Annotated in this window: 11 protein-coding genes; 5 read left to right on the top strand and 6 right to left on the bottom strand. The window is 65.7% G+C overall.

Translation table 11 applies throughout. The annotated features are described in order from the left end of the window. Window positions 1-123 precede the first annotated feature (123 nt). Window positions 124-1551, top strand: a complete 1428-nt coding sequence (locus ABNX08_RS08555) for a thymidine phosphorylase family protein (protein WP_349605091.1) — start codon at window positions 124-126, stop codon at window positions 1549-1551. Here the strand turns inward: ABNX08_RS08555 and mgtA are convergent. Both mgtA and ABNX08_RS08565 read right to left on the bottom strand, forming a co-directional pair. Next, window positions 1511-4249 (bottom strand): magnesium-translocating P-type ATPase, encoded by a 2739-nt coding sequence (gene mgtA, locus ABNX08_RS08560; RefSeq protein ID WP_022534773.1) that lies wholly within the window; start codon window positions 4247-4249, stop codon window positions 1511-1513. The genes ABNX08_RS08555 and mgtA overlap by 41 nt on opposite strands. Window positions 4250-4252: 3 nt before the next feature. Continuing rightward, on the bottom strand, window positions 4253-4708 hold the full coding sequence (locus tag ABNX08_RS08565; RefSeq protein WP_022534774.1) for a universal stress protein: 456 nt from the start codon (window positions 4706-4708) through the stop codon (window positions 4253-4255). Between the two features lie 386 nt (window positions 4709-5094). Here ABNX08_RS08565 and ABNX08_RS08570 point away from each other — a divergent pair, with 386 nt between their 5' ends. The 4 genes from ABNX08_RS08570 to ald all read left to right on the top strand — a co-directional run bounded on the left by ABNX08_RS08570 (window position 5095) and on the right by ald (window position 8283). Next, window positions 5095-5547: a pyridoxamine 5'-phosphate oxidase family protein gene (locus tag ABNX08_RS08570; RefSeq protein WP_022534775.1), complete on the top strand. Its 453-nt coding sequence runs from the start codon at window positions 5095-5097 to the stop codon at window positions 5545-5547. 243 nt (window positions 5548-5790) lie between these two features. Then, on the top strand, window positions 5791-6642 hold the full coding sequence (locus tag ABNX08_RS08575; protein WP_022534776.1) for a YgcG family protein: 852 nt from the start codon (window positions 5791-5793) through the stop codon (window positions 6640-6642). A 202-nt stretch (window positions 6643-6844) separates the two neighbouring features. Next, on the top strand, window positions 6845-7159 hold the full coding sequence (locus tag ABNX08_RS08580; protein WP_022534777.1) for a GYD domain-containing protein: 315 nt from the start codon (window positions 6845-6847) through the stop codon (window positions 7157-7159). An 8-nt stretch (window positions 7160-7167) separates the two neighbouring features. Then, complete coding sequence (ald, locus tag ABNX08_RS08585) at window positions 7168-8283, top strand: alanine dehydrogenase (protein ID WP_041681368.1); 1116 nt, start codon at window positions 7168-7170, stop codon at window positions 8281-8283. A 35-nt stretch (window positions 8284-8318) separates the two neighbouring features. On the opposite strand, the gene ABNX08_RS08590 is transcribed toward ald, so the two are convergent. The 4 genes from ABNX08_RS08590 to ABNX08_RS08605 form a co-directional block, all read right to left on the bottom strand. Further along, window positions 8319-11153 (bottom strand): AMP-binding protein, encoded by a 2835-nt coding sequence (locus tag ABNX08_RS08590; protein WP_349605065.1) that lies wholly within the window; start codon window positions 11151-11153, stop codon window positions 8319-8321. Window positions 11154-11175: 22 nt separating this feature from the next. Then, window positions 11176-12855, bottom strand: a complete 1680-nt coding sequence (locus tag ABNX08_RS08595; protein ID WP_349605063.1) for an AMP-binding protein — start codon at window positions 12853-12855, stop codon at window positions 11176-11178. Between the two features lie 178 nt (window positions 12856-13033). Continuing rightward, on the bottom strand, window positions 13034-13282 hold the full coding sequence (locus ABNX08_RS08600) for an acyl carrier protein (protein WP_022534781.1): 249 nt from the start codon (window positions 13280-13282) through the stop codon (window positions 13034-13036). After that, the gene (locus ABNX08_RS08605; RefSeq protein ID WP_349605061.1) at window positions 13279-14394 is read right to left on the bottom strand and encodes a dihydrolipoamide acetyltransferase family protein; all 1116 of its coding nucleotides are present in this window, start codon (window positions 14392-14394) and stop codon (window positions 13279-13281) included. The genes ABNX08_RS08600 and ABNX08_RS08605 overlap by 4 nt, the downstream gene beginning before the upstream one ends. Between the last annotated feature and the right edge of the window lie 5 nt (window positions 14395-14399).

Consider the following 14399-nt stretch of genomic DNA (forward strand, 5'->3'; position numbering starts at 1 on the left):
AGTTTTGATCCCGGAATTCCCTGCCGCCTCGGCGATGTCGTGGCCGCCGCCGCGTCCCGCGAAGTCGGGACGCTGGTGTTCCGGCCGCTCGAGATCGATACGTGGCAGGAGCATGTCATCTACATGCACCCGGATTGCCCCGTCTGCCGCGCCGAGGGCTTTTCTGCGCAGGCGCGCGTACGCGTGCAGATCGGCGACAGGTCATTGATCGCCACGCTGACGCTGCTGGGCGCGCCGCTGTTGAACATGGGCGAAGCGAGCCTGTCGGTGAGCGCGGCACGGACGCTTTCCGCACGCGCCGGCGATGTCGTGCATGTCACGCATGCGCCCGCGCTGGAGTCGGTGCGGGCACTGCGTGCCAAGATCTATGGCTGCCACCTGGACAGCGCCCAGCTGGACGGCATCATTGGCGACATCAGTGCAGGGCGGTACGCCGACGTGCATATTGCCGCATTCCTCACCGCCTGCGCGGACGGTCGCATGAACCTGCGCGAGACCGTCGACCTGACCCGGGCCATGGTCCGGTCCGGCCAGCGCCTGAGCTGGGACCGCGAGGTGGTTGCGGACAAGCATTGCGTCGGCGGGCTGCCGGGCAATCGCACCACACCGATCGTCGTGGCCATTGCGGCAGCGGCCGGGCTGCTGCTGCCCAAGACCTCGTCGCGCGCGATCACTTCGCCCGCCGGCACCGCCGATACGATGGAAGCCCTGACCCGCGTGACGCTGGATGCGACGGAACTGCGGCGCGTGGTGGAACAGGTCGGGGCGGCCCTGGTGTGGGGCGGGGCGCTGAGCCTGAGTCCCGCGGACGACATGCTGATCCGCGTGGAGCGCGCCCTGGATATCGACAGCGATGCGCAGCTGGTGGCCTCAATCCTGTCGAAGAAGATTGCCGCTGGCTCCACCCACGTGCTGATCGACGTGCCGGTGGGGCCGACGGCCAAGATCCGCGAAGACAGCGAGCTGGAGCGTCTGCATATCGCCATGACCAAAGTCGCGGACGCTTTCGGGTTGAAGATCCGGATTCTGCGCACCGACGGCTCGCAGCCAGTGGGCCGGGGCGTCGGGCCCGCGCTCGAGGCGATCGACGTGCTGGCGGTGCTGCAGTGCCAGCGGACGGCGCCCGCCGACCTGCGCGAACGCTCGCTGCTGCTGGCTGGCGAGTTGCTGGAGTTTTGCGGCGCGATGCCGGTCGGGCAGGGACGGCTGCAGGCTGGCAGTCTGCTCGACAGCGGTGCCGCCTGGACCCGTTTCCAGGCGATCTGTGAAGCGCAAGGGGGGCTGCGCACCCCGGGGCAGGCGGTGTTCCGGCGCGACGTGGTCGCAGCCCGCAGTGGCATCGTGGCGTCCGTCGACAACCGGCACGTCGCGCGCGCGGCGAAGCTGGCCGGGGCGCCGCGCCGGCAAGTGGCCGGGCTGGAACTGCATGTCCGCACTGGCGACGAGGTCGTAGCCGGCGCGCCGCTCTGTACGTTGCATGCCCAGGCTTCCGGCGAACTGGAATATGCGTTCAGCTACGCGCTGGCGCATGAACTTTTCCGCATCGAATAGCCCGGTACCTCCGGCCCTCCCGCCCGCGGTCCGCCTCAGTCCACCGGGATCCACCTGGCCAGTAGTCGGCGCGTGGCAAATGCGGCGCCGGCATACCCAAGCAGGATGCTCCCGAGCAGCGGCAAGAAAGCGGTCGGCAGCGGCTGCACGCCCAGGGCCGCGGCCAGCGGCGAGTACGGCAGCCAGGCGCCGACAAGGCAGAGCGCGATCGTGGTGGCCAGCAGGGCATGGCTGGGGCGGCTTTCGACTCGATGAACCAACCCGTCTGGAATAGCGCGGCCTGCGCGGGCGTATTGGCGCCAAGGACCCAGAACAGCGCGGCGAAGGTCAGGTAGTCGAAGATTGAGCTGATCGGACCCATGCAGAGGATGTACTCGCCGATCTTGCCGACTTCCCAGCGCCTGGGCTTGCCCAAGGACTCGTCGTCGACATTGTCGGTGGGTATCGCGGTCTGAGAGAAATCGTAGAGCAGGTTGTTGGTCAGGAGCTGGATCGGCGCCATCGGGAGGAATGGCAGCCAGGCGCTCGCTCCCAGCACGCTGAAGATAATGCCGAAGTTGGAGCTGACGCTCATGCGCAGGTACTTGAGCAGGTTGGCAAAGACCCGCCGGCCCTCCATCACGCCGTCGTGCAGGACCAGCAGGCTCTTTTCCAGCAGGATGACATCTGCCGTCTCCCGGGCAATGTCGGCGGCGCTGTCCACGGAAATGCCCACGTCGGCGGCCCGCAGCGCGGGCCCGTCGTTGATGCCATCGCCCAGCACGCCGACCACCCTGCCGTGCTCGCGCAGGGCGCGCACGATGGATGCCTTGTGCGCCGGCGTGAGCTTGGCAAAGAGCTGGTTGTGCAGCGCGGCCTCGGCGATGCCGTGCGCGTCGAGATTGTCCAGGTCGCTGCCGAGGACCGGGTGGCTGCGCGGGAGCCCGACCATCTGGCAGATCTTGCTCGCGATACGGGGACTGTCCCCGGTCAGGATCTTGACCTCGATGCCGCTCGCGGCAAGCGCCGCCAGCGCCGCCGCGGCGCTCTCCTTGGGCGGATCGAGGAACGCAATGTAGCCGAGCAGGGTCAGCCCCTGCTCGTCGGCTAGGCAGTACGCGTGCGTGTCCGGTGCCGCCGGCAGTTCCCGGAATGCAATGGCGATGACGCGGAAGCCATCGTCGTTCAGACGCTCGCTGATCGCCATCAACGAGCGGTAGTGCGCGGCATCCAGCGGCACGCGCTCGCCGCCCAGCTCGGCTGCGGTGCAGACGGAGAACACTTCCTCGACCGCGCCCTTGCAAATCAACTGCCGGGCGCCAGGCGCCTGCACCACGACGGACATGCGGCGCCGGGTGAAGTCATAGGGAACCTCGTCGATCAGCCGGTAGGCCTGCTCAGTGCGCAGGCGCGCACCAAGATCCTCATGCTGGAGCACGGCCACGTCGAGCAGGTTATGCAGGCCCGACTGGAAATAGCTGTTGAGATAGGCAAATTCCAGCACCCGCTCGCTGTCGTGTCCCGCCAGGTCGACATGATGCTTGAGGATGACGTGGTCCTGCGTCAGCGTGCCGGTCTTGTCCGAGCAGAGTGTGTCCATCGCGCCCAGGTTCTGGATCGCCGCCAGCCGCTTGATGATGACCTTGCGCCGCGACATCGCCAGCGCGCCCCTGGCTAGGTTGACGGTGACCAGCATTGGCAGCATCTCCGGCGCGAGGCCTACGCCGACGGCCATCGCGAACAGCAGCGCACCGAACCAGTCACCCTTGGTCAGCCAGTTGATCAGGAACACCAATGGTGCCATTACCGCGATGATCGCCAGCATCAGCCGGGCGATGCGGCTCAGCCCAACCTCGAAGTCGCTGGGCGGGCCGCGCACGGCGATTGACTCGGCAATGTGGTCGAACACCGCGCGGTCGCCGGTCAGCACGACGACCGCCGTGGCTGTCCCGCTGAACACCGCCGTCCCCATCAGGGCGATGTTGCCGAGCTCGCCGGGCAGGGTCGCGCCCGCGCAGGATGCGGCGAATTTCTCCACGGGCATTGACTCGCCGGTCAAGGCCGCCTGGTTCACGAACAGGTCCTTCGAGGCCAGCAGTCGGACGTCGGCGGGCACCAGGTCTCCTGCCGCCAGGTGGATGATGTCGCCCGGAACGAGCTCGGAGATTGGGCGCTCCTGCGTGCTGGGCGCGCTGTCCTCGTCCGCCCGACGCCGCAGCGCAATGGTGGTGTGGACCATGGTGCGCAGCGCGGCCACCGCACGGTCGCTGCGCGTTTCCTGCCAGGTGGCCAGCGTGACGCTTAGGACGATCATCCCGCCGATCAAGGCGGCGGCACTGTAGTCGTGCACGAATACCGAGAGCGCGGACAGCACGATCAGCATTACGTTGACAGGGCCGCCAAGCCGTCGCGCCAGGCTGGCGAGCCGGTGGGGCCCCTGGCTGGCGGCGATGCGGTTGGGGCCGCAGGTGGCCAACCGGGCAGCAGCCTCGCGTTCGGTCAATCCGGCGTCGGTCGCGGCAAGCCTGTCCAGGATCTCGCCGGCTTCGTGCTCGGCCGCCCAGGATAGGGCCGGCGGCAGGGACGCGGCCTGTGGCGCGTGCGGATCGCCGTGCCGACCCGGTGTTGCCGCGGCTGGGCGGTTATGCGCTGGTGGTTCGTCGTCGTCCACGGGCAGGCGCGGCCCGGCGCCATCATCCGCACCGGAGAGCGCTGCCATGGCTTACGCGGCCTTAGACGCCCGCACCAGCAGCACCGGCACTTTCGATCTGCACACCACGCCCTCGGCCACGCTGCCCATCACCAGGCGCCGTACCCCGCGCCTGCCATGCGTGCCCACCACTACCAGGTCGGCGTGGGTGCGCTGAGCCGCGGCGTCGATGGCCATGGCGATGTCGCCGAGCGCAAGGATCTCGTCAACCAGTTGCGTGTGGCATACCACTTGGCCGGCATGGGTCCTGGCCTCGGCGTTGGCAAGCAGCTTGCGGCCGCCTTCCACCAGGTCGGGGCGCAGGTCGGCAAGGTTGCCGTAGCCCATGTCGTACTTGAGATAGCTGTTGTCAACGACGTGGACGATCTCCAGGGTGGCCTCGCACAGCGAGGCGAGGCGGATGGCCTCGTCAAGTGCGCGATCGGCGCAGGCGCTGCCGTCGATGGTGACGAGGATGGTCTGATACATGGCATTGCCTCCCTGGCTGAGTGCCCGTAGACAGCGGTGAAGCGGCTCCCGGGTACGGGAGCGCAGACATTGCCTCCAGCTTAGGCGGGGGGAGGGTAGGCCGGTTGATGCAGGTCAGGGCGAGGGCATTCGGCAGGCCACGGGGACTTAGGGCTTCGTTGACAGCCATCAACCCGCATGCCCTTGCGACCGCTACTTTGGAAATAACCCATCGCCGAAGCCGGGGTGGCTGGCGGGAGAGGCAAGACATGGGCCTGAAGCAGCCCTTGCTGTCATGGAATGAAGAAGATGCGGGGCATTTGTCCAAAAACGTGCTGGCTGAAGGTCCTCCCCGACCATGCCGGCCCCGTTAATGTTGTTTGTACTGGCGTAACAGGTGAGCAAATATGGACGAAGAGATCAGACAGAAGATCCTGACCTTGTTGAACCAACACAGGATCATGACGCTTGCCACCCTAAGGCCGGATGGCTGGCCTCAGGCTACCACTGTGGGCTATGTGAATGAGGGTCTCACGCTCTACTTCCTCTGTGGTCCGAGCAGCCAAAAGGCGGCGAATCTGGCATTGGACGACCGTGTCTCGCTGACAATCGATCACGATACGCCAGATCTCATGGCGATTACCGGCCTGTCGATGGCGGCGCATGCGCAACTGGTGGTCGATGTGGCCGTAGCGGAGAGGATCCTGCGGATGTTCCCATTGAAGTATCCGGAGCAGGTTGCCTTGCCGGTGCCGATGCCGACCGTGGAGGACGTCCGAATATTCAGGGTAACCGCGATGGTCATTTCCGTGCTCGACTATTCCAAGGGCTTCGGACATACAGATCTTGTCACCTGCTGACCCCTGGGTCTCCTGAGGGAAAGCGAGAGACCTATCGTCCTTGCAAACCAGGATGAGTGTGGAAGAACCAGTTCTGCGGCAGCGCCTGCTCCTCCGGAGCACCCTCAAATAGTCATGCTCATGCGGCTTCGCTCTGACGGCCGCGAAAGGACGGAGGTGTCCCGTGCGAAAGATATGGGCGGTGCTTGTTGTAATGCTCGCCATTAGTCGGTGCCGCTGCGGCCAGCGCCCCGGAGGTGCCAGTTGAACCTGCTCTCGGCCGCGCGAGGCCTGCTTCTGGCGCTTACTGCCTTCGTGTCTATCGGAGCCATTGCTGAGGTTGCCGTTCCGTCATTGACGGCGCGAGTGACTGACCTGACCGGTACGCTCACGCGCGAACAGCAGGCGTCCCTGGACCAGACGCTGCAAGCCTTCGAAGCCAGGAAAGGAACTCAGGTTGCAATTCTCATGGTTCCCACTACTCGACCGGAAACCATCGAACAGTATTCGCTTCGCGTGGTCGAGCAATGGAAGCTGGGACGCAAGCGCGTCGATGACGGCGCGCTCCTCATCATCGCCAAGGATGACCGCGCCCTTCGCATTGAGGTGGGCTACGGCCTCGAAGGCGTCCTGACTGACGCCGCGAGCAAGCGCATCATCAGTGAAGATATCGTGCCCCGATTCAAGCGGGGTGATTTTTATGGCGGTGTGTCTGCGGGCGTCGACCGCATGCTTGGGGTCATCGAAGGGGAGCAGCTGCCACCGCCGAAGGAAACGGCAGGGGATAGGGGTGACCCCGTCCGGCAACTGATGCCAATCCTCCTTGTGCTCACTCTGGTCCTGGGTGGGTTACTGCGCTCCATGCTGGGGCGCTTCCCGGGTGCAGTCGCGACGGGTGGGGCCGTTGGTGTGGTCGCGTGGATGCTTTCTGGCGCTATCTTTGCCGGTATCTTTGCGGGGGCAATCGCGCTCTTGTTCACGCTGACGGGCGGCCCGCACATGGGCTTGCTGGCTATTGGCGGCCGCTCGGGAAGATATGGCGGCCGCTCGGGCCCCGGGGGATTCGGCGGCGGTGGCGGCGGTTTTGGCGGTGGTGGTGCCTCCGGCAAGTGGTGATCGCAAACGTCAATCGTGTGACATCTGATGATGACTCAATTGGCAGGTCAGACGAGCCTTCGCGCAGGAACTTTGCGCGTAACGAGCAAGGGGGCCAGGGGTTCCATGCCGGACGTTGCGCTGAGACAAGGGCTGCGGCCAGACAGCAGCTAGCCTCTAGCTATGCGGCCGACAATTAGTCAGCCACCTTGAGGAGTCGAACATGGCGATATTTATCATGGAAACCCGTGTCTCCGTGGAATCCCTGCGGCAGCCGCGCTCCTTCGAAGCACTGGAACGCGGCGTTGCCGGCTATCTGGAGAAAGCCTGTCCGGACGTGAAATGGCTGGGCAGCTATGCAACCCTTGGGCCCTACGACTATCTCGATATCTTCGAGGCCAACGACATCGAGACTGCCATGCAAGTGTCGGTCCTGGTGCGGGCATATGGTCACGGAGAGGCCTCGGTGCATCCGGCCGTGGACTGGGGACGATTCAAGCACCTGGTGCGGAATCTGCCGGAATTGCCACCCGTGTGAGCAAGGCCATGTTGATCGGTGTGCCGAAAGAGATCAAGGACAACGAGTACCGGGTAGGCCTGACGCCTGCCTGCGTGCGCGAACTTATCAGCCGCGGTCACCAGGTCATGGTCCAGGCCGGGGCCGGGGCCGCGCTTGGCCTTTCCGACGCGCAATACGAAGCGGCTGGCGCGAAGCTGGCTGCCGATGCGAAGGCCGTGTACGACGGGGCCCAGATGATTGTCAAAGTCAAGGAGCCGCAACCACGCGAACTGGGGCTCCTCAAGCCTGGGCAGATCCTCTATGCATACCTGCATCTGGCCGCGGACCGTGAGCTGACTGCCGCGCTGCTGAAATCCGGCGCGGTCTGCATCGCTTATGAGACGGTTACGGGGCCTGACGGTGGTCTGCCGTTGCTGGCCCCCATGAGCGAGGTGGCCGGCCGCATGTCAGTCCAGGTGGCGGCAGCCTACCTCGAGAAGCCGCATGGCGGCATGGGACTGCTGCTCGGCGGCGTCCCGGGCGTCGCGCCGGCACATATCGTGGTGATCGGTGCCGGCGTGGTGGGCGCCAATGCTGCCCAGATCGCGGTTGGCATGGGGGCGCGCGTGACGGTATTGGACAAGAATATCGATCGTCTGCGGCATCTCGGCTCTATGTACGGCAATCAGGTCGTGACGGTCTACTCCAGCGCTGACAGTATCGAGCGCGCGTTGCTCTCGGCCGATGCCGTCATCGGCGCGGTGCTGGTGCCGGGCGCCGAAGCGCCCAAGCTGGTCACGCGTGCGATGCTCGCGCGCATGAAAGCCGGTTCGGTGCTGGTGGATGTGGCGATAGACCAGGGAGGCTGCGCCGAGACATCGCGTCCGACCAGCCATACGGATCCGACCTATGTGGTGGACGGCGTGCTGCACTACTGCGTGACCAACATGCCGGCAGCCGTGGCCAGGACCTCCACCTTTGCCCTGAACAACGCCACGATCGGTTATGCGATGGCTCTTGCCGACAAGGGATGGTCCCGCGCGCTCTCAGACGATCCCTGCCTGCGGGCCGGGCTGAATATCTGTCGCGGGAGTGTGACCTATCCGGCCGTCGCAAGCGCTCATGGCTACGCCCATGTACCCGCCGAGCAGGTGCTGGCCTGAACGGGGCCGACAGTAGTATCCGACAGTACGGCCGATCAATCTGCCGCGTCTGGCTCCTGTAGCCTCGTGCGGATCTCGTTGCGTGCCGCGTCGCGCAGTCGCAATAATGCTTGCCAGTCATCGCCTGATGCGAACACCGCTTCGCCGGCAACGAGTGCCAACGAAGCACGACTCGGCCACCAGCGCCCGTCCCGCAGCAATGAGCGGGTGCCGATCAGGGCGATGGGAATGACCGCCGCCCGCGCGCGGGCGGCGCACCGGAACGCGCCCAATCGAAATGGCATCAATCCGGGCTCTCGCCGGAAGGTGCCCTCGGGGAAGAAGACGAGGGATTCGCCCCGCAGGATTCGCTTCTCCAACGCACTCGTATCTTCGAGCCCACGCGCGGGGTCGAAGCGCTCAACGAAGGCGCAGCCAAGCCTGCCTAGCAGCATCGCCAGCGGCGGGCTCCGCAGCAGTTCCTGCTTCGCCACAAAGGTGAAGTGGGCAGGCAGCACCGCCGTGAGCAGAATCACATCGGTGTAGCTGGCGTGGTTGGCCACAATGACCACCGGTGCCGACCGGCCGAGGTCGGGCAGGCCTTCGATCTTCGGAGACAGCCCAGTCAGCGCGAGGCCGAGCCGGGCGCTGGCCCGCGCGCTGCGCCGACGCAGCGGGCGCCCCGGCAAAAGCACCACCAGCAGACAGGCTGGCAAGGCAAACAGGACGCAAACCGTCCATACCCAGGCACCCCAGAGCCACGCTGAGGCCTGATGCAGGAAGCGCGCGAATTGGACGCTTGCGCCAGAGATGGCAATCCGTAGCAATTGACGCCAGGGCGCGCGCGGCGTGCCATGGATCTCGCCCCGTTCGTACAACTCCCGGCAGGCGGCGCGGCGCAGCTTGCCGCTGGACGTCTTGAGTACCGTGCGCGGCGGCGCCAGCACCACTTCGTCGACAGGCATGCCCATCAGATCGACCGCCAGATGGCTGATCTCGGCGCGTATCCGGCTGCGCGCGTCATCGTCCTCTTCGCGCGTCTCGGCCAGAACGACCAGGCGCTCGGTACCGGAGCGCGCATCGGTGGCGGGGAACACCGCGACACCGCCTTTGCGCACGCCACCCACCCGGCTGATCGCCTCTTCGAGTTCCTGCGGAAACAAGTGCTGGCCAGCGCGAATGATGATGTCCTTGAGGCGCCCTGTCAGATAAAGCTCGCCGGCTGCGATATAGCCCATATCGCCGGTCTTCAGCCATAAGCCATCGAACAGGCCCGCCGTGGCGTCGGGGTTGCGGAAGTAGCCCGTGGTCGCGGACGGGCCCCGGAACTGGACATGCCCCAGCGCGCGTTCGGGCAACTCGTGCCCGGCTGGATCGGCGATGCGGATCTGATGTCCCGGCAATGGCAGGCCGCTAGAGACCAGCCTGAGCGCCTTGCGCCCCGACCGGTCCGGCGCACGGGCGATACCCTGGCGCGCGAGCGCATCCCGATCGATCTGGTCGACGCACGGCCCACGTCCTGCTGGCGGGAACGCGAGTCCGACCGAGCATTCGGCAAGGCCGTATACAGGGGTCACGGCAGCGCGATCGAAGCCATACCTGGCAAAGCGTGCGGTAAAGCTGTCAATGGTTTCCGGGCTGACCGGCTCAGCACCGTTGTATGCCAGGCGCCACGAACTCAGGTCCAGGCCGGCAAGATCCTTTTCATCAATCTTGCTCGCGCAGAGCTCGTAGGCGAAGTTCGGCGCCGCGGACACCGTGCCGCGATGCTGGTGAATGGCCCACAGCCAAGAGGCAGGGCGCGTCAGGAAGTCAGTGGGCGACAGCAGCACCAGGCGGAATCCAACCTGCAGGCTCCCCATGCAGGCGCCGATCAGGCCCATGTCGTGGTACAGCGGCAGCCACGAAACAAAGACATCGGCCGCGGTAACATGCGCGGCACGCTCCATCGCCCGCAAGTTGGCGAGCAGATTGGCATGCGTCAGCACGACCCCTTTTGGGTTGCCCGTGCTGCCGGAGGTGTATTGCAGAAAGGCAATGTCATCCGGCCGCCCGCGCCCTGCGCCGGTCGGGGCATCACCAGCGGCGCTGAGATCGGCAGGCGCCAGGATCTGGCGCAGTGCCGCGCATTGCGCGCGAAGCAGGCGTAGCAGGGGCTTGGCCGGTGGCACAGTCACGAGGATGGCAGCCTCGGCATTGGCAAGGATTCCGGCGCTGCGCCGCATGTGATCCTCGATCTGGGAGAGGCGCGCGGGCGGATAAAGCGGGACAGGGATGCAACCCGCATAAAGCGCGCCGAAGAAGACATCGAAGAAGTCGCGTCCGGTCGGCAGCATCAGTGCCACCCGGTCACCTGCGGCCAGGCCCTGCCGCGCCAGGCCAGTGGCTACGGCAAGCGCGCCCGCCCGCATTGACCCGTAGCTGAGTTCGCCGCTCCCCTGGAGGGTGGCGTATAGCTCATCGCCATGGGACGCCGCATGCCAGTCAATCAGATCCATTAGCGTCGCGGCACTGTCTGGGGGCCGGTTGGCTGCTCCCGTCCTGGCCGCACCTTGCACGACGGGAACCGTGGGCATCGCAGCGGGGATGGCGGCGGCTGCGCCGTGCCCTGCCAGACTGAGCAGGTCACGAGGCGTCTCGGCGGCCATGATCGCTTCTTCATTGACCCTGGCGCCATATTCGTGCTCGATGCGCGTCAGCAGCTCCGCGCGCGCCAGGCTGTCCAGGCCGAAATCGCGCTCGAGCGAATGATCGATCCCCAAAGTGCCGACTTCCTGCGCACTGGGCCGCAGCTCTGCCGCCAGCGCGCGTACGATGCCAAGCAGACGCTGCGCATCGGCAGGCCCGGGTTCGGGGCCATAAGGGGGAGTAGGATCGCGCCTGTCATTCATTGCGTCTTCACCCGCTGCCAACTCAGGGGCGCATTCCGACGGCAGTTGCCTGCCCTTCGGTTGGCGGCCTGAGCAAGACCTTGCCGAGGGCCGACCTGGCCAGCGATGGCCGGAACTCAACGTAGTGGGGAACCTTGTAACCGGTCAACTGCGCGCGGCAATGGGCCAGCACCGCCTCGGCGGAAAGCGCGGGATCGCGCCTGACCACGAGGAGCTTGACTGCCTCGCCGGAGCGTTCGTCCGCGACGCCGATGGCGCAGGCGTCCCGGATGCCGGGATGCTGCATGGCCACATCCTCGATTTCCTTGGGGTAGACCTTGAAGCCGGATACCACGATGACCTCCTTGCTGCGCGCGAGGAAGCGGATACTGCCTCGGGGGTCCATCACACCCATGTCGCCGGTGCGCATCCACCCGCCGACGCCGAGAACGCGTGCCGTTTCCTCCGGCATATTCCAGTAGCCCCGCATGACCTGCGGGCCCTGCACACAAATCTCGCCCGCCTGGCCCGGAGGGAGGTCGAGACCCGTCTCGTCCCGGATGGCTACCCGCGTGGAGGGCAGCGGCATGCCGACAGCCCCGCTGAACGCCACGCCACCCACAGGATTGATACAGACAACCGGTGCGGCTTCGGTCAAGGCATACCCTTCGGTCAACGGGATTCCGGTTGCCTGTTGCCAGTGCAGCGCCACCTCGCGCTGCACAGCCATGCCGCCGGCAACCGCCACCTTGAGGCTGCCGGCGTTTGCCCGGCAGACCTCCGCAAAACCCGGTGCGTCGAGCAATAGCCTGAACAAGGTATTCACCCCGCTGATCGCGCTGAAGCGCGTGGTCCGCAGCGTACGCAGCAGAGTGCGGAGATCGCGCGGGTCGGTGATAAGCACGTTGTTGCCACCCCATCGCACGAACGTCAACAGGTTCGCCGTCAGTGCAAAGATGTGATGCAGTGGCAGCGGCGTTACCACGACTTCCTTGCCTGCCTCCAGGGTCGCGCCAAGCCAGGCGGAAATCTGCTCGACATTGGCCACCAGGTTGCCGTGCGAGAGGATTGCCCCCTTTGGTATCCCGGTCGTGCCGCCCGTGTATTGCAGCAGGGCAATATCCTCCGGCGTAAGCGGAGGTTCGTCTGGCGGCTGACGACGGCCACGTCGCAGCGCGGCATGGAAGCTGACCGAACCCGGCAGCCGCCACGGCGGCACGCGACGCTGGATCCACTTGACGAGAAGGTTGACCAGGCGTGCCCGCAACGGAGGGAGAAGATCGCCCACCTTCGTGGTCACGATGTGACGCACGGCAGTGAAGCCGAGAACCGCCTGCAAGGTGTGGGCAAAGTTCTCCAACACCACGATCGCGGTCGCGCCTGAATCTGCAAGCTGATGCCGCAACTCGGGCGCCGTGTAGAGGGGGTTGACGTTGACCACCACCATGCCGGCACGCAGGATCCCGAAGAGCACCACGGGGTACTGTAGCAGGTTTGGCAGCATGATCGCCACGCGATCACCCCGGCTTAGCCCCAGCCGCTGCAGATACGAGGCAAAGTCGCGCGTCAGGCAATCGAGTTCCGCGTACGTGAGGACAGCTTTCATGCTGGTGAAGGCCGCACGCGTGGCGTATCGCCGGCAACTGTGCGCGAGCATGTCGGCAAGCGAAGCAAAGCGATGGACGTCGACCTCCGCAGGCACGCCTGGGGGATAGTGTTCCACCCAGGTGGGTCTCGGTTCGGGAGACGGGGTTTTGACGTACTCTGGCATGTTGCCCCCAATGCTTTTGGCTTGCCCGCTGGCGACACGGAACACCACTGTTCCGCGAAGGGCTTCCATCCGGTGCCATGTGCCGGGCGTGCAGGACACGGCGTTCTCTCGCCTGCGGGCCGAAGCAGGCTCAACGTGTCGCTGCGGCTTCCAGGTAGGACACGACATCGTCTAGCGTGACGAGCCGGCCGTAGTCGGATTCAGGGATATCCACTTTCAATTTCTCGTGCAGGGCAAGGAGGAAGCGGAGCCAGTCCATGGAATCAAGGTCGACCTCCCTGCGCAGGGGACGATCCGGGCGCAGGGCCTGCGGCTCGATCTCAGGGGCGATCTCGCACAACGTGGACACGACGACGGCGCGGATACTGGCGTTGTTCATCGGTCAAGCTCCTCAGGCAGTTGCAGCAGTTCCCGTAGTTCGGTGAGAAAGAGCGCGCCGCGATGACCGTCGGAGACACGATGGTCGGCCGAGAGGCTGGCTGTCATGGCGGGCATCACTGCCACCGCACCGTTTTCCGCCCATGGCTGCTCAATGATGCGACCGAAACCCACCAGCGCCACCTGGGGAGGGTAGATGACCCCGAACACCTGTTCCGCGCCCTGATCCCCGAGATTGGTAATGGTGACGGTAGGCTCGGACAACTCGGCACGCCTGAGGGAACCAGCGCGACAGCGTTTGACCAGGTCGGCCAGTTCCTGCATCAGTTGTGCAACTGGCTTGCTGTCGACATGCAGCAGCGCGGGCGCCACCAGGCCGCCCTGGCGGAGAGATATCGCGACCCCGACGTGCACGGCCGTTGCGGCGCTGAACGCACCGTTGTGGAAGAATCCATTTAACTCGGGGAAGCGCTTGAGAGCGACTGCGACGGCTTTGATCAGTAAGACCGCCGGGAGGACGCGCTCGGTCATGGATCGGCTGGCGTTTTCCCGGGCGAGCCAGGCGAGCGCAGTCCGCAACGGGATCGTCTCTGCGACGTAGTAATGAGGAATCTCGCGCTTGGCTCGCGCCATCGCCGCGCCAATGGTCTTGCGGATTTCGGCCGATCGGTCGCCTGGCGCGGCGGCGGGCTTGCGCGCCGCTTGCTCGACATCGGCCAGCGTTACCGCGCCACCCGGCCCGGTGCCGGTCATGGCTTCGACGTCGATCCCCTGTTCCCGAGCGAGCTTGCGCGCTGCCGGGGACACCATGCGTCGACCCCGAGTGCCGCTCGCCGGCTCTGGCCCAGGCGCGTGCCATATGGTGCCTGGTGTTTCGCCAGGTTCAAGGAAGGTCGCCATCAGCGTGCCGACGGGAATCTTGTCTCCCCGCGAAACCAGGAGTTCAGCGACGACACCGTCGTGCCACGTCTCCACCTCGATCGCAGCCTTGCTGGTGTCGACCACGGCGATGATCTGTCCCTTCTTCACGGTGTCGCCGGGCTTCACGGCCCATTCGAGCAGCGTACCCTCATCCATGTCTGCGCCCAGCGAGGGCAGGCGGAATTCGATCACGTTGT

The sequence above is a fragment of the Cupriavidus sp. DF5525 genome, assembly GCF_040149425.2.
GTDB classification, from domain to species: Bacteria; Pseudomonadota; Gammaproteobacteria; order Burkholderiales; family Burkholderiaceae; genus Cupriavidus; species Cupriavidus pickettii_A.

What these genes read in the sequence shown, in the direction of transcription:
- ABNX08_RS08555 (WP_349605091.1), top strand. Translation starts at nt 124, where the DNA reads ATGCACCCGGATTGCCCCGTCTGCCGCGCCGAGGGCTTTTCTGCGCAG.
- mgtA (WP_022534773.1), bottom strand. Translation starts at nt 4,249, where the DNA reads ATGGCAGCGCTCTCCGGTGCGGATGATGGCGCCGGGCCGCGCCTGCCC.
- ABNX08_RS08565 (WP_022534774.1), bottom strand. Translation starts at nt 4,708, where the DNA reads ATGTATCAGACCATCCTCGTCACCATCGACGGCAGCGCCTGCGCCGAT.
- ABNX08_RS08570 (WP_022534775.1), top strand. Translation starts at nt 5,095, where the DNA reads ATGGACGAAGAGATCAGACAGAAGATCCTGACCTTGTTGAACCAACAC.
- ABNX08_RS08580 (WP_022534777.1), top strand. Translation starts at nt 6,845, where the DNA reads ATGGCGATATTTATCATGGAAACCCGTGTCTCCGTGGAATCCCTGCGG.
- ald (WP_041681368.1), top strand. Translation starts at nt 7,168, where the DNA reads ATGTTGATCGGTGTGCCGAAAGAGATCAAGGACAACGAGTACCGGGTA.
- ABNX08_RS08590 (WP_349605065.1), bottom strand. Translation starts at nt 11,153, where the DNA reads ATGAATGACAGGCGCGATCCTACTCCCCCTTATGGCCCCGAACCCGGG.
- ABNX08_RS08600 (WP_022534781.1), bottom strand. Translation starts at nt 13,282, where the DNA reads ATGAACAACGCCAGTATCCGCGCCGTCGTCGTGTCCACGTTGTGCGAG.